Genomic DNA, 17,740 nt, shown 5'->3' on the forward strand with positions numbered 1-17,740 from the left:
ATAACCATCGAATCAAAGCAAAGTTAAAGGGCTTGCCACCTGCAATTTACAGACAACAAGCCCTTCTGGCTTCTTAAACAATTTTAATTTGAAAATATTGTCTAACTTTTTGGGTTCAGTTCATCATGATAAGGATTTCAGCTTTTTTTTTCTATGAAAATGTCCCTTATGGGTTCTCGGGTCTTTTTTCATTATGTCATACTTTCGTTGTGTTTCAAACGGAAATATAGTGTTCCCGCAACAATTAAGGAAATTGAATCTACAATGGGCTGTACCCACATACATCCATAAAGAGGCATTAGACGATCCATCAAAAAGAGCAGAGGAATATCCAAAACACCTTTCCGCAACACAGAAGTGATGAGAGATTCTTTTACTTTCCCCATGGCCTGGAACTGGATAATCATTGGATAGCACAATGACATCATAGGCATTGCTGTAACCATTCTCCGCAAAAATCCAGCACTGTATGAAATAGTTGTTGCATCCTCGATGAATAAGGCAGACAGCTGTGGCGCAAACAATTCATAGCAAACCAAGCAAAGCAGGGAAAAAGAAAGAGAAATCATGCAGCCAAAGCGGAAGGATTTTCGCCTCCTGGTTTGGTTGCCAGAAGCATAATTATATGCCAGCAAAGGTAGAAGCCCACTAGATACACCAATGGAAAAATAAAGGGGCAATTGGTCAAGCTTTTTAACAATACCCAATGCAGCAACCGCTTCTGTTGCATATTTCGATACAAATTTTGCCTGCGCCGCAATGGCAACCACTGTTAAGGCATATTGTACTGCGGATGGAAATCCTACAGACAATATGCTTTTCAAATGCAATTTCGCGTACCGTAAGTATTTCGGATCAATATGAATTACAGAGTTCTTTCTCATTCGATACAAAGAAATCAGGAAAAATACCGTTGCCAAAACATTGGAAAGAGCTGTTGCCATACCTGCACCGACAGCACCTAATCCAATAAACTGTGGCAATACAAAGAGTGGGTCTAAAACGATATTGATAATCCCACCCAAAGAAACGCCAAAGGATGCCAAGCCGGCACTGCCTTCTGAACGGATCAGGTTGGCAAGAAGGGTATTCAAAACCGTAAAAGGACCGCCTAAAATAACCACGTATTTTGCATATCCCATAGTAAGCTCAAAAGTTTCTTCCGTTGCGCCACAAAGAAATAGAATCGGACGAGACAAAATAAAAAATACCAGTGAAAACAGGCAGGCGCAAATCAATCCACCCCAAAAGGAAACGGATGCAATCTGCTTGGCACGCAATGTTTGTTTTTTACCCAAAGCTCTGGCAATGGCACTGGCTCCGCCCACACCAAACAAATTGGAAATTGCAGTAAGCATGACAAAAGAGGGTGCGGCAATGGTAATGGCAGCCGTCTGATGTGGATCATTAAGCATTCCGACAAAATAAGTATCTGCCAAATTGTAAATAAGTGCAATCATTTGGCTGACAATGGCAGGAATAATCTGTTTACACACAGCCTGATGAACGGGCAGCGTTTCAAAAATAGCAGTGCGATTTGCAGCATTCATGACAGCATCTCCTTTTCTTCATTTTTAATATTCTCATAAGCCATTTTCAGCAGGCGGTAGAATGTTTCCTGTTCTTCCTCTGTCATACCAGACAATAGCCTTAATACAGTCATTTCTCGATTATGTGCCATCTTTACTCCTAAATCTTTTCCATTTTCAGTGGGAGAAACACTACGACAACGTCCATCTACTACAGATGGCGTTAAGGAAACAAGACCTTTTTCTTCAATTCTCTGTACCAGCCCACGGGCAGTTTGATGGGTAATCTCTAAATAATCCTTCAAATCTGTTACAGTGCTTTCTGGATTTGCCAAGAAATATTGAAGACTATCAGCCTGACTGGTTGTCAAACCGAGGGCTTCCAAGTGACGATTTCTATTTTTGATAAGCGTATTTGCCAATTTTAAAATCAAACGTCCTAATTGATGTGCATCCTCATAATTCATCGTATCCTTCCTTTCCGAATCATATTCCTATAAACACAATTATTGTACAGCTTGCTGTATATATAGTCAATGATCGTCCACTTAAAAATCATAGTTTTATCCAGAAATAAAGAAATTTGTCTGAAAAGCATAAAAAAACAGTTAAGATTACTGAATTTCCCTTTAAAAATCAATATTTTTGGTGCATGATATTGAAAAATCCATTTTACGACAAAAGGAGGGAATTTTAATGGAGTCTTATGATTTTTTGCTGTTTGTTGCGGTCATCCTGCTATCTACCAAAATATTTAGTTTACTTTCGCAAAAAGTAAATATGCCACAAGTTGTCGGTGCACTTTTAGTAGGTGTACTTTTAGGTCCAAGCTGTTTGAACATCTTACACGAAACGGATTTCCTTGAGAAATCAGCAGAAATCGGTGTCATTTTTCTGATGTTTCTGGCTGGGCTTGACACTGATTTGGAGGACTTGAAAGCAACTGGTAAATCTTCCATTATCATTGCCTTCGTTGGTGTTTTGATTCCTCTTGGAAGCGGATTTTTGACGTACTATCTGTTCTTCCATGGAGAAAGACCCGATTCTGTTTTATTCTTAGAAAGCGCTTTTATCGGTACTGTTTTAACAGCAACATCTGTAAGCATTACAGTTGAAACGCTGCGGGAAATGGGAAAATTGCGCGGAAGAGTAGGGGCTTCTATTCTTGGTGCAGCCATCATAGACGACATCTTAGGGATTATCGCTTTGACTGTCATCACCAGCTTTACAGCGCCTGACGTTAAAATCTGGGTCGTATTGATAAAAATTGTATTATTCTTTGTTTTTATCGGTGTTTGTGGATTTTTTGTATTCCGCTTGTTCCGAAAACTGGAAATCGTCTATGGTACCAAAAGAAGAGTTGCCATTTATGCTGTTTCTTTTTGTCTTTTGATGGCATATATTTCAGAAGTATTTTTTGGTGTTGCAGACATCACAGGAGCATATTTTGCAGGATTGATACTGTGTAACGTTACGGAAACAAAATCCTATATTGCATCAAAAATCAATATTACGTCCTACATGTTTTTCACGCCAATCTTCTTTGCAAGCATGGGGATCAAAACAATTGTAACAGACATGTCGACGGAACTGATTCTCTTCACCATTGCACTTTTGCTGGTTGCCATACTTTCTAAAATTATTGGCTGTGGATTTGGTGCAAAGTTATGCGGATTCTCAAATATGGATTCCTTAACCATTGGAGTAGGGATGATTTCCAGAGGGGAAGTTGCATTGATTGTTGCGCAGAAAGGGGAGCAGGCTGGACTGATATCCGATTCGCTTTTCCCTGCCATTGTCCTTGTTGTTATCGTAACAACACTAATCACACCAATTTTGTTGAAACTCGTTATGCAGGCAAGTGATCGAAAACAAGCAGTGCAATGTGAAACATAAAATATTTGGAAGCATAACAAAAGGTCGTTCCATCAGAAATATGATAGAACGACCTTTTTATGTGTTTAAAAAAAATTCCAATTATGATGCGCTATTCAGATTTTCCAGTGCCAAATTTACATTTTCAATCTGATTAGAATCTGGATATGTGGATTTGATCTTTTCATAATATTCTTTAGCTTTAGCAGTATCCTTTTCTTCTTCTGCGATTTTGGCTAAATAGTAATAGGCATCATCAATGAAGTTTTCTGATGTTGTGTAGTTCAAGCACTTTTCCAGATAAGGCTTTGCATCTGTGAAATTATTGCTCAAAAATTCGCTCTTTCCTTTGGTATATAAGGAATTCGCAGCCTGCGGATAAGCTTCTGTTTTCACAGATTCGTATTTCTGTAAATCTTCATCACTAAACCCAACTGTTTCAATGCTGTCTAATGTAGCAACACATTCTTCAAATTGCTTATCATTCAGCTGAGAAACTGCTGTTTCCAGTAATTCCAGATTTGCCTGTTTTGTTTCCTCGCTGCGAAGCTGTTTATTTTCTGCTTCCAGTGTGGTTACTTTTTCGCGCATTGCCAATACTTCTTCAGGTGTCATATTGGTTTCGCCCTGATAACTTTCTACGTGCGCCTGTAATGTTTCGATGGTTTTGTCCTTATTTTCATTGATTGCTGGCAATACCAGTACAAGCAAAACAAGTGCTGTTGCCACAATACCAACACCAAAGGCAATCAAATCACGGTGTTCTAATGCACCGATCTTTTTCTTTTCAGAACGTTTATAACGGGGCATAGGGGGAGCACTGTCTGTTTTTTTCACAGAAATTCCCTGTGCAACCTCTGCACCAGCAGCACGTTTTTTCTGCTTGCCAACAGAACCTCTACGTTCCTTACCAAGTTCCTGACTATAGCGAAGAGCAATGGGGTTATTCACATCTTTACGCAATACTGCATCTATAAAGTGCTGCGCACGTTTTTCGTTATGCTCCATCAGACAACATAAAGTCATCAAGTTATAGGCATCAATAAATCCAGGACTTAGGTCCAGACTCTTTTTCAACTGAATAATGGCTAGATCATCGCTTCCCTGATGGAGATAATGCAGTGCCTGATTGTACAAACGCACAGCATCATTATATTGATCCATCTCTCTGGCATGTCTCTGCAAATATTCAATATATCCGGCAGCAGGGTTATTTTCGCTGACCAAAGAATTGCTGACAATCCAATGCTTCAAAGCATCTGCCATCCGTCCGGTTTCTGCATAAACCAACCCAAGGAGATTACGCGCCTGATAGTTGTTCTTATCAAATAAAATACTTTGTTCCAACAAGGTAGCCGCCGCAGAAAGATCCTGCGCCAAAGCCGCTTCCAAACCATCGTTATATAAACGAATGGAAGCATTACGTGCTTTTTTAAAGATATATGTATCTACACCACAGGAAGGGCAGAGAAAGCCATTTGGAACAGTATTGCCACAGTTAGGGCATTTCATATCCATCGACTCCTTTACGCTTCCTCAGCCTGGCTGGCAGAGGTATCCTGTGATTTGTTTTCTTTCGCAATATGCTGTAAAATATCCAGCAGATCCTGCATCTGAGAAGGCTGCAGGGCACTTTGTATATCATCCAGCTCCATCAAAGGCTGGTATTTTTTCAATTCTTCTTTAAAGTTCAACATTTATATATTCCTCCAATCACAATGAAAGTATATATTCTCGAATTTCGCCAATCATGTATAAAGAACCGCAGCACAGTATCATATCGTTTTCATCTGTAATTTCCAAAGCACGATTAAATGCACGCGGGATTTCTTTTTCCAATATAACCGGTTTATGGAAATGTGCTGTTGCTTTCGCCAAAGAATCCAAATCTAGTTTTCTTTCGCTCAAAGGCTCTGTTAAAACAGCTTGATGAATCAGCGGGAAAATTTCCGACAACATCAAAGGGTATTCTTTATCACCCAATACACCAAGTACCAGTGTGATTTTTCTCCCATTCACATAATGCGGGAGGGATTGTGCCAGTTTTGCAATACCATCTGCATTATGGGCGCCATCCAAAAGCACAAGTGGATGCTGTTTTAAAACTTCCATGCGTCCATGCCAGAAAGCATGCAAAATTCCTCTGCGAATGGTTTCTTCTGTCAGAGGCAGCCCAAGTTGCTGCAAAATCGCACAGGCATTCAATACGGTTATACAATTGGCAATCTGGTAATCGCCCGGAAGGGGCAGTGTCAATTCTTGATAATCAATAAGATGATTTTTCACGGAAAAAATTGTTCCGTCAAAATCCTGTTTATGAACGGAAATCTGATTTTCAGTTTCACAGTAAAAAGGTGCGGAAAGGGCTTGTGCCATTTCCTTAGCCATATTATATACTATTTTTTCCTGAGAATACAACACCACAGGACAATTTTTCTTGATGATTCCGCATTTTTCACGGGCAATATCAGAAAGTGTATTTCCGAGATAATCCATATGGTCCATGCTGATGGACATAATCAGACTCAAAAGGGGTGCTTCAATGACATTGGTTGCATCATATGTACCGCCCAGTCCAACTTCCATGACCGCAATATCAACTTTTTCTTCAGCAAAATAATGAAAAGCAGCTGCGGTTACAATTTCAAAAAGTGTGGGCACATCTTCTCCGTTCGCTGCCATTGCTTCGCAATGATGACGCATCAGGGTGATTTCTGCCGCAAACTGTTCATCAGAAATTTCCTGACCATTGATAACAAACCGTTCGTTATAACGATGCAGATGTGGTGAAGTGTAGGAAGCTGTTTTACAGCCGCTTTCACGCAGCACAGAAGAAAGCATTGCCACAGCAGAACCTTTGCCATTGGTTCCAGCTACATGAATGCAGCGCAGTTTTTTTTCAGGATTGCCAAGCCTTTTCAACAAAGCCTGAATACGGGATAATCCAGGGACAGAAGCAAATCCCACTTCCTCTTCCAAGTATTTGATTGATTCTATATAATTCATGTTACACACCTCTGCTTTCAGTCTGTATTTCATTATATCAGGTATGGAATTTTCTGCAAGTTTCTTTGAAAATCTACAGGATTTTTTAGGATTTTTTTAAATATAATACAACAGTAAAGAAAAGGTTGTCGGAAATGAAGGAAAAAGGTATAATAAGTAAGATTGAGAAATCAAAGGAGGAAGCTAGATATGGATGAACACAGCAATCGAAGCGATGAACAGGCAAGCCAGCAGCAAAGCCGCACACCTGAACAGCGACGTTCGATGCAAAGAGATATGGAAGAAGAATTTTCCACCACTTATTTTCCCCGCAGGGACAGAAGCAATACTACCTATTATGGACAGCATTCTTCCCGCACTGCTGTACCACGGGAAAAAGCAAAAGTGAAAGAAGAAAAACCGGCAGAGCCTCTGATCACAGCGGAAACAGGCATTACCAAAGTACCCAAAAGAGATGCGGAATTTGAAAACACATATGTTCCACGCAGAGCTTCCAGAGAAGATGAATGGAACAGCCGAATCGAAAGGGAACTGCAGGAAACTGCCATGTACCGGAAAAGTGAACCTGCAAGGGAACGCAGAGAAACTGCCCGTAAAGAAACAACACGACGGGATACTACACGCAGAGAAAATGCGCATAGAGAAACGGTATATCGTGAACCCAGCAGCCGAACCATGTCAGATCGTTCCAAACAGAAAAAACATAAGCGGAAAATGACAAAAGGCTTCAAAGGCTTTATTGTTCTTGTGGTTGCCTTCATTATTGGCTTCTCTTCTTTCCAGTTCATGAAAAGCATCATGATGATGGATGGCAGCACAGAAAACCTCACTGGTGAAACCGTTTCTGTTACCATTCCTTCTGGTTCTACCACATCGGATATTGCGAATATTCTGAAAGAACAGGGATTGATCTCCAATACCTTTACTTTCCGCTTAAGCAGTAAAATCAATGGCTATGACGGTACTTATCAGATGGGTACTTATGATGTGGATACAGGTATGACACCAACACAGATCATGGCACTTCTGCAGTCCGGGGAAGTCAGCACGAAGAATAAACTGACTATTCCAGAAGGATACACTGTAAAACAGATTGCGGATCGTGTGGCTGAAACAGGCATCTGCACGGCAGAAGAATTTATCAACGAAGCCAATACAGGTACATTTCCTCACAGTTTCCTGAAAGATCTGCCAGATAGAGAATATCGTCTGGAAGGCTATCTCTTCCCGGATACTTATTTCCTGACAGAAAATATGACTGCTCATGAAATCATTTCCATGATGTTGGATCGCTTTGAACAGATGTATACACAGGAATATCAGGATGCTGTTGCAGCAAGCGGTCATACATTAGATGAAATTGTTACCATTGCATCTATGATTGAAAAAGAAATCACACTGGATGAAGAACGCGCAAGAGCTGCAGGCGTTATCTATAATCGTTTGGAACAGGATATGTCTTTGGGTATTGACGCGACTGTTCTGTATGCCGTTGGTAAAACAGGCGGTGAGTTGACACAGGAAGATTTGCAGACAGATTCTCCTTATAATACCCGACTGAACAAAGGTCTGCCTTTGGGTCCTATCTCCAACCCTGGGGAAGCATCCTTTAAAGCAGCTTTGTATCCAGAAGATAACGACTATTTGTATTATGTGGTAGAGGCAGCTGGCAAGAGCAACCATGTATTCTGCAAGACCAATGAAGAATTCCTGGCTGCCAAAGAGAAATATCAGGCAAGCCTGACACAGTAATTTTGAGGAGCGAACAAAGAATGAATTATGTAACAGACGATACCATGAACGCCTATCTGCGTACGGTACAGCCCATGTATGATGGTGTTCTGGGGGAAATCCAGCGGGAAGCCATTGCGGCAGAAGTGCCCATCATCCCGCTGGAAACAGCAAGACTTTTGAGTGTGCTTTTGACTATGCAGAAGCCAAAACATATTTTGGAAATCGGTACTGCTGTGGGATTTTCTGCAGGACTTATGTGCCGCTACCTGCCAGAAGACGGTACCGTAACAACCATTGACCGGTTTGAAGTGATGCTGAAAGACGCGAGAGTAAACATCAAACGAATGGGACTGGAAGACAAAATCAAAATCCTGGAAGGCGATGCGGCAAATATCCTGCCCACGCTGGAAGGTCCTTATGATGTGATTTTCCTGGATGCGGCAAAAGGGCAGTATGGCAATTTCCTGCCGCACTGCCTGCGTCTGCTTCCTGTAGGCGGTCTGCTTATCGTAGATGACGTTCTGCAGGGCGGCACCATTGCGCAGACCCGTTTCAGCGTACCAAGACGACAGAGAACCATCCACAAACGCCTGCGGAACTTCCTGTGGGATATTACACATAATGACGCATTGGAAACTTCCATCATTCCCATCGGGGACGGCATGGCACTTTGCTATAAAAAGAAAGAAATTCCTGTAACACTAGAAGGAGAACAAAATGATGCAGAATAAAATCAAGCCGGAATTGCTGGCACCTGCCGGCGATCTGGAAAAATTAAAAATCGCGGTACTGTATGGCGCTGATGCTGTTTACATCGGCGGCGAAGCATATAGTCTGCGTGCAAAAGCAAAAAATTTCGATAAAGAAGCTATGGCGGAAGGTATCCGCTTTGCCCATGAACATGGCGCGAAAGTATATGTCACAGCTAATATCTTTGCTCACAATGCGGATTTTGAAGGCATGGCTGACTATTTCAAGGAAATCTACGAACTGGGTGCTGACGCTGTACTGATTTCTGATTTGGGAGTATTTGCTGTAGCAAGAGAAGCGGCACCTGATCTGGAAATCCATGTTTCTACACAGGCAAACAACACAAACTTCCAGAGTGCTCGTATGTGGTATCAGCTGGGCGCAAGACGCGTGGTTGTTGCCAGAGAACTTTCTCTCCGTGAAATTCGTGAAATCCGTGAAAAAATTCCTGCGGATATGGAAATCGAAGCCTTTGTGCATGGCGCGATGTGCATTTCCTATTCCGGCAGATGCCTGCTAAGCAATTACCTCAGCGGTCGTGACGCCAATAAAGGTGCTTGTGCACATCCCTGCCGCTGGAAATACCACCTGGTAGAAGAAACACGTCCTGGCGAATACATGCCCATTGAAGAAAACGAAAGAGGCACATATATCTATAACTCTAAAGACCTTTGCATGATCGACCATATTCCTGATCTGATTGATGCAGGCGTTGTCAGCCTGAAAATCGAAGGCAGAATGAAAACACCTTTCTATGTTGGTACGGTTATTAAAGCATATCGTCAGGCAATTGATGATTACTTTGAAGATCCAGCAAAATATGAACAGAAACGCGAATACTATCTGGATGAAGTATCCAAAGCAAGCCATCGCGATTACACAACTGCATTCTACTATGGCAGACCCGACGGCAACCAGCAGGTTTATACCAACAATTCCTATATCCGCCCTTATGACTTCATTGGCGTGGTACAGGAAGCAAGTGATGCAGAAGGCTATGCATGGATTGAACAGCGTAATAAATTCTCTGTAGGCGAAGAAATTGAAGTGATGCCTGCAAAAGGTCCTTCATTCTCTATGACCGTAACAGAAATTTATAATGAAGCCGGTGAATCTGTTGAATCTGCACCGCATCCTCAGGAAAAACTGCGAGTGAAATTCTCCCAGCCAGTACAGCCTTTTGACATGATGCGTAAATTTCTTTCGGATACGAAATAAAAAAACTTGATTTTCAATGGATTTCCATTTATGCTAATAAGTGTAACAATTTAGTAAAGGAAAAGGATAGGGCTTATGGAATTAACACAATGTATTAACTACTTGCTCACAACTGCACAGCATTCTGTGTTTCAGTATCTGAACGGAAAGTTATCGGAATATGATGTAACACCTTCTCAGTATGGGGTGCTGAGTTGTCTTTGGCAGCGCGAATTCGCAACACCAAAGCAGATTTCTGAAATTCTTTGTCTGGAAACATCAACCATTTCTGGTGTACTGGATAGAATGCAGAAAAAAGGACTTATTGACCGTGTAATCAATCGGGATGACAGACGGGAAGTGCGTGTAGTACCTACAGAGAAAGGAAAAGCATTGCAGGAACCCATATCCAAAATCATAGATGAAGTCAATGAAGAAGTGTTGAAGTGTTTTACGGAAGAAGAAGTGGCATTGCTGAAAAATCAGCTGCGTATCATCGCAGAAGGGAAGCATTTCTAATTTCATACGATTTATAGAAGCAGGTGTTTATCGCCTGCTTTTTCTTTATGTATCAGGGCATTAGCCCTGTTTATGCTCTAAGGCACGGCAGAGTTTCTGCAGTGCCTTTTTTTCAATTCTGGAAACATACGAACGGGAGATACCAAGTTTTCTGGCTATTTCCTGCTGGGTCAGTGCATCATATTTGCCTAATCCATATCTCAGGCATACAACAAATCGTTCCCGCGGTGTCAGAACTTTCTCGATGGCGACCATCAATTTTTGAGATTCTATGGCAAAATCCAATTCAGCTGCAAAATCGGGTGCATCTGTATTGATGATATCCAGCATAACAATTTCATTTCCATCGCGATCAGTCCCTACAGGTTCATAAAGAGAAATTTCGTTCTGGGTTTTCTTGACAGCGCGTAAATGCATCAGAATTTCATTTTCAATGCACCTGGATGCGTAAGACGCCAACTTGCTTTTCTTCTCTGGTTTAAAAGTCTGAATGGCTTTGATCAGCCCAACGGTTCCGATAGAAATCATTTCCTCTGTATCTTTTGGAGAAGTGGTATATTTTTTAGCAATGTGTGCTACTAAGCGCAGATTGTGTAAAATTAGCCTTTCTTTTGCCTCTGCTTTTTCTTTTTCCGTACCTTGAAAGTAAATCTCCAGCGTTTTCTGTTCCTCCTGAGAAGAAAGCGGTTTTGGAAAAGATCCGCTTCCACTACATGCACATGCTCCCATCAGACAAAAAAATGCCAGCAGCAAAATCGCCACCCCCGTTTTTGCGATTGATTTATTCTATGCAGATGCCCTTTTGTCTGTGCCTGTCAGAGAATGTTTGAATCTGTCCTTTTTTGCAGGGACAAGAGAGGACATGGCAGAATTTGCAGGACGAAACATCAAAAAATCAAGACAAAATCAGGTATAGTGGAAGTCGAGAGGAGGAAAATTATGGAGATAACATGGAAAACATTCGATCATATTTTGATGGTAAAAATTTGCGGTGACATAGATCATCATACCTGTGAAATGCTGCGTCAGCAGGTAGATCAGGCATTGGAAAGCACCAATAGCCGAAGCATTCTGTTCAGTTTTGCACAAGTATCATTTATGGACAGTTCCGGCATTGGCGTGCTCATTGGACGGTATAAACTGGTACAGCGTTTGGGCGGCAGAATTGCCGTTGCTTGCCCCAGTGATCGCGTCAGAGAGATTTTTCGTCTATCTGCCCTTGATAAACTCTTTCCGTTTTTTGAAACAGAAGAAGCCGCTCTTGCGGATTTGAAAGGGGGAAATCAGAAATGAAAAATCAAATGCGGATTTTTTTCGACGCTGTTTCAGAAAATGAAGCCTTTGCCAGACTGGTGGCAGCAGGATTTTTTGCCCAGCTCAATCCCACATTGGCAGAAATCACAGATGTAAAAACAGCGGTGTCAGAAGCAGTTACCAATGCCATCATTCATGGTTATGAAGGAAAGGGCGGAACCGTTGAGCTGTTTTGTGCATACGATGAAAACAGACTACAGATAGAAGTGGCTGACAGAGGCATTGGTATTCCAAACATTGCACAGGCAATGGAACCTCTGTATACATCAAAGCCTGAACTGGAGCGTTCCGGTATGGGGTTCACCATCATGGAAACCTTTATGGATAAAATGCGTGTAGAAAGTATTCCACATTTCGGTACCAGAGTATATATGGAAAAAGACCTCAAAACGGAATGAGGTGACAGCCTTGGATCGAACACGGGAATTCATTCGTCAGGCACAGGAAGGAAATCAGGAAGCAAAAGAAATTTTACTTCAGGAAAATACAGGATTGATTTGGAATATTGTAAAACGCTTTTATGGACGGGGATATGACCCAGAGGATTTGTACCAAATTGGTGCCATTGGTCTACTTAAATGTATCGATAATTTTGATTTTACCTATGATGTAAAATTCTCCACCTATGCTGTTCCTATGATTATGGGAGAAATACGCCGTTTTTGCAGGGATGACGGCATGCTGAAAGTCAGCCGTACACTCAAAACTCTGGCAGCACAAGCTGCACAAATGCGGGAAAAAATGACAAAAGACCTGGGTCGCGATATTACACTGCAGGAATTGGCAGATGGTCTTGGAATCGCATTAGAAGAACTTTTGCCTGCATTAGAAGCAACAAAAGATGTGGAAAGCCTATCCACATCTTTGTTTGAAGGAGAAAACGGCAAAAAGACGGAGTTGGAAGACAGACTTGGGAAAGGGGAAGAAGAGCAAATCGTAGACCGGCTGTTTCTGGAAGAAGCCTTAAACACACTACCACAGAGAGAACGGCAGATTTTAATGCTGCGTTATTTTGGAGATCTAACTCAAAGCCAAATAGCTGCACGTCTTGGCATATCACAAGTACAGGTTTCCAGAATTGAAAAACGTGTGTTATCGCAAATGCGGGAAAAATATGGGAATCAAAGAGGATAATAAAAAAGGATTTCACCCCAAACTGGAGGAAATCCTTTTCTCTTATCAATCTATTTTGCGACCACATTTCGGGCAAAATGAAAAATCATCAGACAGTAAGTAACCGCATTCGGGACAATGACGATCCTGATAAGGATCAGATCCAACAATGGTTAAATCATCGTCTTCCAATGTCACAGATTCGCCTCTGGCAATGGCTTCGCCTTTTTCCTTCGGAATGGAAAATACCGTATTGCAGCAGCTGGACACAGCAAAATACTGCCGATTCCACTTGAAAATCGGAATGAAAAAGAACGTAAAGCAAGTATAGGTCATAAATACGGAAATACTGCCATAACGACCGCATTTTTTGCAGATAATGGTTTGTATAAAGTCAAGGGCTTTCTGTGCCGTATTGATGCCGCCAATAAAAATCATAAAAACACCTCATTTTGTAAGAAAATCATTATTTTTTCGGATTCTATTTTACTTCGGTTGATATCCATGATAAAATATTTCCAAATAAATTGCAACGGATTTTTCAGAAAGGAAGGATTGGATATGAAAGTAGCAAAATTGGTATTAAGCGCAGTATCTTTGGCAGTGGCAGCAGGCATGTTAACCTTGTCTATCATTGATATGTTCACCAACGAAGAATACTAAAAAAACTGTTTTTCTCAGAACAAAAAGTATAATGCATACAATATTGGGGCAAAATCTGAGAAAACAGGCAGATTCAAGAAAAAATACGCAAAAAATTCCAAAAAAATGCAAAGATTTTCTTTGTAGAAACGAAATTTTGTGGTATACTATGGGAGTGGGCGGTTGCACTGCCGAGATAAATTCGCAGCCGCATCATTGAAAAGAAAAAAGAGGAGGAATTGAATATGGTAAAAGTTGGTATTAACGGATTTGGTCGTATTGGTCGTCTGGTATTTCGTGCTGCGATCGAAAGAGGCGATGTAGAGGTTGTTGCAGTAAACGATCCTTTCATCGATCTGGATTACATGATGTACATGCTGAAATACGATTCCGCACACGGTCGTTTCAACGGCAAAATGGAAGCAAAAGACGGCAAACTGGTTGTTGAAGGTCATGAAGTAACAGTTTTCAACTGCATGGATCCCAAAGACATCCCTTGGAAAGAAGCTGGTGCTGAATACGTACTGGAATCCACAGGTCTGTTCACAACAATGGATAAAGCATCTGCTCACTTCAACGGCGGCGCGAAAAAAGTTATCATTTCCGCTCCTTCCGCAGACGCTCCTATGTTCGTTATGGGTGTAAACAACGAAACATATACAAAAGATATGACAATCGTTTCCAACGCATCCTGCACAACAAACTGTCTGGCACCTCTGACAAAAGTTATCGACGATAACTTCGGTGTAGTAGAAGGTCTGATGACAACAGTTCATTCCACAACAGCTACACAGAAAACAGTTGACGGTCCTTCCAAGAAAGACTGGAGAGGCGGTCGTGCTGCTTCTGCAAACATCATCCCTTCCAGCACAGGTGCTGCAAAAGCTGTAGGTAAAGTTATCCCTCACCTGAACGGCAAACTGACAGGTATGTCCTTCCGTGTACCTACAATCGACGTATCTGTTGTTGACCTGACATGCCGTCTGGAAAAACCCGCAACATACGAAGAAATCAAAGCAGCTATCAAACATGCTTGCGAAAACGAAATGAAAGGCATCATGGAATACACAGATGAAGATGTTGTATCCTCCGACTTCCTGTCTGATGCACATACTTCCATCTTCGACGCAAAAGCTGGTATCGCTCTGAACGACAATTTCGTAAAACTGGTTGCATGGTATGACAACGAATGGGGTTACAGCAACAAAGCTCTGGACCTGATCAAACACATGTACAAAGTAGATAACGAATAATTTCTTATCTGATTCACAGAGATATTTTGAGAGCCAAAGGATTTATCCTTTGGCTCTTTTTTGTGGCATCATTGCAAAATAAAAACCACTGCCAGCTTTCTGACAGTGGTTCTATATTATGCTTCTTTTTCGAAGCGTTTTTTCAATACAACATAGTGGTTGTAATTGCTCTTGTCCCCGCCATTATCTGGGAAAAGACAGAAGGGAAGGCTATCTGTATCTCTGTGTTTTTTCACGCAGTCGCAGCATTTTCCATGATTGGGGCAAGTTGTTTTAGGACAAGCGCATTCTGTAACATTAGGACAACTCATGCCATTACCTCCTTTAACAATTCCGCAATTTCTTCGGCTTTTGCCACTCTGCCAGCAATCAATACCTTTTGGTCATACACCAATGCAGGGGTTGTCATAACGCCATATGCGGCAATTTTGCTGAAATCTGTAACATGCTCTACAGGCATTTCTTTGCCAAGCATCTTCAAGGCTTCTACTGTGTTATCTTCCAAGGTGTTGCATTTTGCGCAGCCGCTTCCTAAGATTTTTACCAAGGAAGATACCTCTACTTTTTCCGTTTTTTTCTTACCAAATAAACCCATTTTGAAAACTCCTTTCTAATTTAAAACATAAATGCGCAAGCATTAAATAAATAACCAATAAAAATAATACCAATTGTAACGATAACGGTAAATGTAAACAGCAGCTTAGGTTTCACTGCCTTTCTCAGCATAATCAAAGAAGGCAGGGAAAGAGCTGTTACAGCCATCATAAAGGATAAGACAGTACCTAGTCCAGCGCCCTTAGCAAACAGACTTTCTGCTACGGGTATTGCGCCAAAAATATCAGCATACATGGGAACACCAACCAGAGTGGCAAGGGGAACGGAATACCAATGACTGCCTCCCAGAAGTGCTTCCACATATCTTGTTGGAATAAAATTGTGAATGGCTGCCCCAATACCTACACCAACAAAAATATACGGTGCTACCTTCTTTATAGTCGATGCCAACTGCTCTTTGGCATATATAATTCGATCTCTTCGTGTCAAAGATTCGGCTTCTAAATCAATTGCAGGGGCAGAGCGGATAAAATCTTCCACATAAGCCTCCATACCCATTTTTTCAATCAGAAGACCACCCAGCACTGCAAGTACCAATCCAACAATGACATAAGCCACGGCAATTTGAAGTCCGAAAATACTGGTAATCAAAATCAAAGAACCAAGATCTACCAGTGGAGAGGAAATCAAAAAAGAAAACGTAATCCCAACCGGCAAGCCTGCACTAGTGAATCCAATGAAAAGGGGAATGGATGAACAGGAACAAAAAGGTGTTACGGTTCCCAGCAGTGCAGCAAAAATATTGGCTGATATTCCACGAAGCTTTGACAAGATTTGTTTTGTTCTTTCCGGCGGAAAATAACTTTGAATATAAGAAATACCAAAAATCAATACAGAAAGCAAAATGAAGATTTTGATCACATCATAAAAGAAGAATTGCAAACTTCCTCCAAGTCTGCTTTCCAAGTCCAATTCCAATCTAGAGAGTAAATTGCCAATGATAACATTTAGCCATTTCATGCCAAGAATTTGATTTTGAATGAAATTCCATACTTCCAAATGAATAACCCCCAATACATTTATATATTTAAAATTATCTATTTATTGAATAAAGAAATATAATTTTTTATTCTTCACTTGTAAAAATTACGTCATCTTTCTTCATTTCAGCAGTTGTCTGTAAAAATGCTGCTATTTTTTCAAATTGCACTGCGTTCAAGCGATAGTGCATCCATTTGCCTTCTTTTCTTCCTACCACCAAATCTGCATCACACAGAATTTTCATATGATGGGAGAGGGTGGGCTGCGTAATATGCATTTCATCTAACAGCATACAAGCACATCTTTCCTGACCCTGAAGCATTCCTAAAATCCGCAATCTGTTTTCATCTCCAAGGGCTTTAAAAATCTTTGCCAGTTGATTCGGTTGTTCCATCATGTTCTCACCTCATATTTATATTTGTCTATATAAGTATATAAAACACATCGATAATTGTCAATATATAAATACATATCTTCATAAAAATCTTTCAAAGAAAGTGGGGGAGTGAAATAAAAAAGGATGGGAATATTTCATCCCATCCTTGTATATGTTCCTGATTCTTACTGATTCTTATTTGAAGTATCTGTTGTACAGACCCAGGAATGCTTTACCGTGTCTAGCTTCGTCACGACCCATTTCGTGTACTGTGTCATGGATTGCATCCAGGTTAGCCAGTTTTGCACGTTTAGCCAGATCGAATTTACCAGCGCAAGCACCGTTTTCAGCATCGATACGCAGTTCCAGGTTTTTCTTTGTGGAGTCTGTTACAACTTCGCCCAGCAGTTCTGCAAATTTAGCAGCATGTTCAGCTTCTTCCCAAGCAGCTTTTTCATAGTACAGACCTACTTCAGGGTAGCCTTCTCTATGAGCAACTCTTGCCATAGCCAGGTACATACCAACTTCTGTGCATTCGCCTTCGAAGTTAGCTCTCAGGTCAGCCATGATGTCTTCGCTGGAACCCTGTGCAACACCTACAACGTGTTCAGCAGCCCATTCCATTTCGCCTTCCTTCTGTTCAACGAACTTATCAGCGCCAACATGGCAAACAGGACATTCTGCAGGAGCAGAGTCACCAACATGAACATAACCACATACGGAACAAACAAATTTTTTCATAATCATTTTCCTCCTTGAATTTAAAATATATGTAAAATCGAAGTAAACTATTGTTACTTGATAATTATTATAATTTAGAAACTTCTGTTTGTCAA

General features: G+C 41.1%; 21 protein-coding genes. 9 read left to right on the forward strand and 12 right to left on the reverse strand.

Features of this window, described 5'->3' with window-relative positions:
- Positions 1 to 191 precede the first annotated feature (191 nt).
- Both INF29_RS08975 and INF29_RS08980 read right to left on the reverse strand, forming a co-directional pair.
- Positions 192 to 1,550, reverse strand: a complete 1,359-nt coding sequence (locus tag INF29_RS08975; protein WP_072852181.1) for an MATE family efflux transporter — start codon at positions 1,548 to 1,550, stop codon at positions 192 to 194.
- A complete protein-coding gene (locus INF29_RS08980) occupies positions 1,547 to 1,996 on the reverse strand; it encodes a MarR family winged helix-turn-helix transcriptional regulator (RefSeq protein ID WP_193486093.1) in 450 nt (149 codons plus the stop codon). Before INF29_RS08980 ends, INF29_RS08975 begins: the two co-directional genes overlap by 4 nt.
- A gap of 229 nt (positions 1,997 to 2,225) precedes the next feature.
- Here INF29_RS08980 and INF29_RS08985 point away from each other — a divergent pair, with 229 nt between their 5' ends.
- The gene (locus INF29_RS08985) at positions 2,226 to 3,425 is read left to right on the forward strand and encodes a cation:proton antiporter (RefSeq protein WP_087989567.1); all 1,200 of its coding nucleotides are present in this window, start codon (positions 2,226 to 2,228) and stop codon (positions 3,423 to 3,425) included.
- 81 nt (positions 3,426 to 3,506) lie between these two features.
- On the opposite strand, the gene INF29_RS08990 is transcribed toward INF29_RS08985, so the two are convergent.
- Genes INF29_RS08990 through INF29_RS09000 form a run of 3 tightly spaced genes read right to left on the reverse strand, consistent with a single transcriptional unit; the run spans position 3,507 to position 6,410 of the window.
- The gene (locus tag INF29_RS08990; protein ID WP_193486095.1) at positions 3,507 to 4,916 is read right to left on the reverse strand and encodes a tetratricopeptide repeat protein; all 1,410 of its coding nucleotides are present in this window, start codon (positions 4,914 to 4,916) and stop codon (positions 3,507 to 3,509) included.
- Positions 4,917 to 4,930: 14 nt separating this feature from the next.
- Positions 4,931 to 5,101: a hypothetical protein gene (locus INF29_RS08995; RefSeq protein ID WP_159432891.1), complete on the reverse strand. Its 171-nt coding sequence runs from the start codon at positions 5,099 to 5,101 to the stop codon at positions 4,931 to 4,933.
- A 16-nt stretch (positions 5,102 to 5,117) separates the two neighbouring features.
- Entirely contained in the window at positions 5,118 to 6,410 is a 1,293-nt protein-coding gene (locus INF29_RS09000; RefSeq protein ID WP_193486097.1) for a bifunctional folylpolyglutamate synthase/dihydrofolate synthase, read from the reverse strand.
- Positions 6,411 to 6,599: 189 nt separating this feature from the next.
- On the opposite strand from INF29_RS09000, the gene mltG reads away from it, so the two are divergent.
- The 4 genes from mltG (at position 6,600) to INF29_RS09020 (ending at position 10,610) form a co-directional block, all read left to right on the forward strand.
- A complete protein-coding gene (gene mltG, locus INF29_RS09005; protein ID WP_193486100.1) occupies positions 6,600 to 8,162 on the forward strand; it encodes an endolytic transglycosylase MltG in 1,563 nt (520 codons plus the stop codon).
- A gap of 20 nt (positions 8,163 to 8,182) precedes the next feature.
- Entirely contained in the window at positions 8,183 to 8,875 is a 693-nt protein-coding gene (locus INF29_RS09010) for an O-methyltransferase (RefSeq protein WP_087989563.1), read from the forward strand.
- Positions 8,862 to 10,112, forward strand: coding sequence for a peptidase U32 family protein (locus INF29_RS09015; RefSeq protein ID WP_193486103.1), 1,251 nt, complete (start codon positions 8,862 to 8,864; stop codon positions 10,110 to 10,112). Before INF29_RS09010 ends, INF29_RS09015 begins: the two co-directional genes overlap by 14 nt.
- A gap of 75 nt (positions 10,113 to 10,187) precedes the next feature.
- Positions 10,188 to 10,610, forward strand: coding sequence for a MarR family winged helix-turn-helix transcriptional regulator (locus tag INF29_RS09020; protein ID WP_087989561.1), 423 nt, complete (start codon positions 10,188 to 10,190; stop codon positions 10,608 to 10,610).
- Between the two features lie 60 nt (positions 10,611 to 10,670).
- Here INF29_RS09020 and sigK read toward each other — a convergent pair whose 3' ends face one another.
- The gene (sigK, locus tag INF29_RS09025) at positions 10,671 to 11,363 is read right to left on the reverse strand and encodes an RNA polymerase sporulation sigma factor SigK (protein WP_242949249.1); all 693 of its coding nucleotides are present in this window, start codon (positions 11,361 to 11,363) and stop codon (positions 10,671 to 10,673) included.
- A 186-nt stretch (positions 11,364 to 11,549) separates the two neighbouring features.
- Here sigK and INF29_RS09030 point away from each other — a divergent pair, with 186 nt between their 5' ends.
- From INF29_RS09030 to INF29_RS09040, 3 genes are read left to right on the forward strand one after another with little or no spacing between them, the layout of a single operon-like run.
- Positions 11,550 to 11,903 carry an STAS domain-containing protein gene (locus INF29_RS09030; RefSeq protein WP_193486106.1) on the forward strand — a complete coding sequence of 118 codons (354 nt, stop codon included), beginning with the start codon at positions 11,550 to 11,552 and terminating at the stop codon, positions 11,901 to 11,903.
- Positions 11,900 to 12,322: an anti-sigma F factor gene (gene spoIIAB / locus INF29_RS09035; protein WP_072852162.1), complete on the forward strand. Its 423-nt coding sequence runs from the start codon at positions 11,900 to 11,902 to the stop codon at positions 12,320 to 12,322. Before INF29_RS09030 ends, spoIIAB begins: the two co-directional genes overlap by 4 nt.
- A gap of 10 nt (positions 12,323 to 12,332) precedes the next feature.
- A complete protein-coding gene (locus tag INF29_RS09040; protein ID WP_193486109.1) occupies positions 12,333 to 13,058 on the forward strand; it encodes a SigB/SigF/SigG family RNA polymerase sigma factor in 726 nt (241 codons plus the stop codon).
- A 45-nt stretch (positions 13,059 to 13,103) separates the two neighbouring features.
- Here INF29_RS09040 and INF29_RS09045 read toward each other — a convergent pair whose 3' ends face one another.
- Entirely contained in the window at positions 13,104 to 13,475 is a 372-nt protein-coding gene (locus INF29_RS09045; protein ID WP_193486112.1) for a zinc ribbon domain-containing protein, read from the reverse strand.
- A 449-nt stretch (positions 13,476 to 13,924) separates the two neighbouring features.
- Between INF29_RS09045 and gap the strand changes: the two genes are divergently transcribed.
- The gene (gene gap, locus INF29_RS09050; protein ID WP_072852154.1) at positions 13,925 to 14,932 is read left to right on the forward strand and encodes a type I glyceraldehyde-3-phosphate dehydrogenase; all 1,008 of its coding nucleotides are present in this window, start codon (positions 13,925 to 13,927) and stop codon (positions 14,930 to 14,932) included.
- Positions 14,933 to 15,048: 116 nt separating this feature from the next.
- Here gap and INF29_RS09055 read toward each other — a convergent pair whose 3' ends face one another.
- From INF29_RS09055 to INF29_RS09075, 5 genes are all read right to left on the reverse strand, one after another.
- Complete coding sequence (locus INF29_RS09055; protein WP_191344341.1) at positions 15,049 to 15,243, reverse strand: hypothetical protein; 195 nt, start codon at positions 15,241 to 15,243, stop codon at positions 15,049 to 15,051.
- Positions 15,240 to 15,527: a thioredoxin family protein gene (locus INF29_RS09060; RefSeq protein ID WP_072852150.1), complete on the reverse strand. Its 288-nt coding sequence runs from the start codon at positions 15,525 to 15,527 to the stop codon at positions 15,240 to 15,242. Before INF29_RS09060 ends, INF29_RS09055 begins: the two co-directional genes overlap by 4 nt.
- A gap of 20 nt (positions 15,528 to 15,547) precedes the next feature.
- On the reverse strand, positions 15,548 to 16,507 hold the full coding sequence (locus INF29_RS09065) for a permease (RefSeq protein WP_193486126.1): 960 nt from the start codon (positions 16,505 to 16,507) through the stop codon (positions 15,548 to 15,550).
- Between the two features lie 106 nt (positions 16,508 to 16,613).
- Positions 16,614 to 16,925, reverse strand: coding sequence for an ArsR/SmtB family transcription factor (locus tag INF29_RS09070; protein ID WP_330608315.1), 312 nt, complete (start codon positions 16,923 to 16,925; stop codon positions 16,614 to 16,616).
- Positions 16,926 to 17,099: 174 nt separating this feature from the next.
- A complete protein-coding gene (locus tag INF29_RS09075; protein ID WP_072852146.1) occupies positions 17,100 to 17,645 on the reverse strand; it encodes an NADH peroxidase in 546 nt (181 codons plus the stop codon).
- Positions 17,646 to 17,740: the final 95 nt, after the last annotated feature.

The organism is Anaerotignum lactatifermentans (genome assembly GCF_014982935.1).
In the GTDB taxonomy this organism is placed as follows: Bacteria; Bacillota; Clostridia; order Lachnospirales; family Anaerotignaceae; genus Anaerotignum; species Anaerotignum lactatifermentans.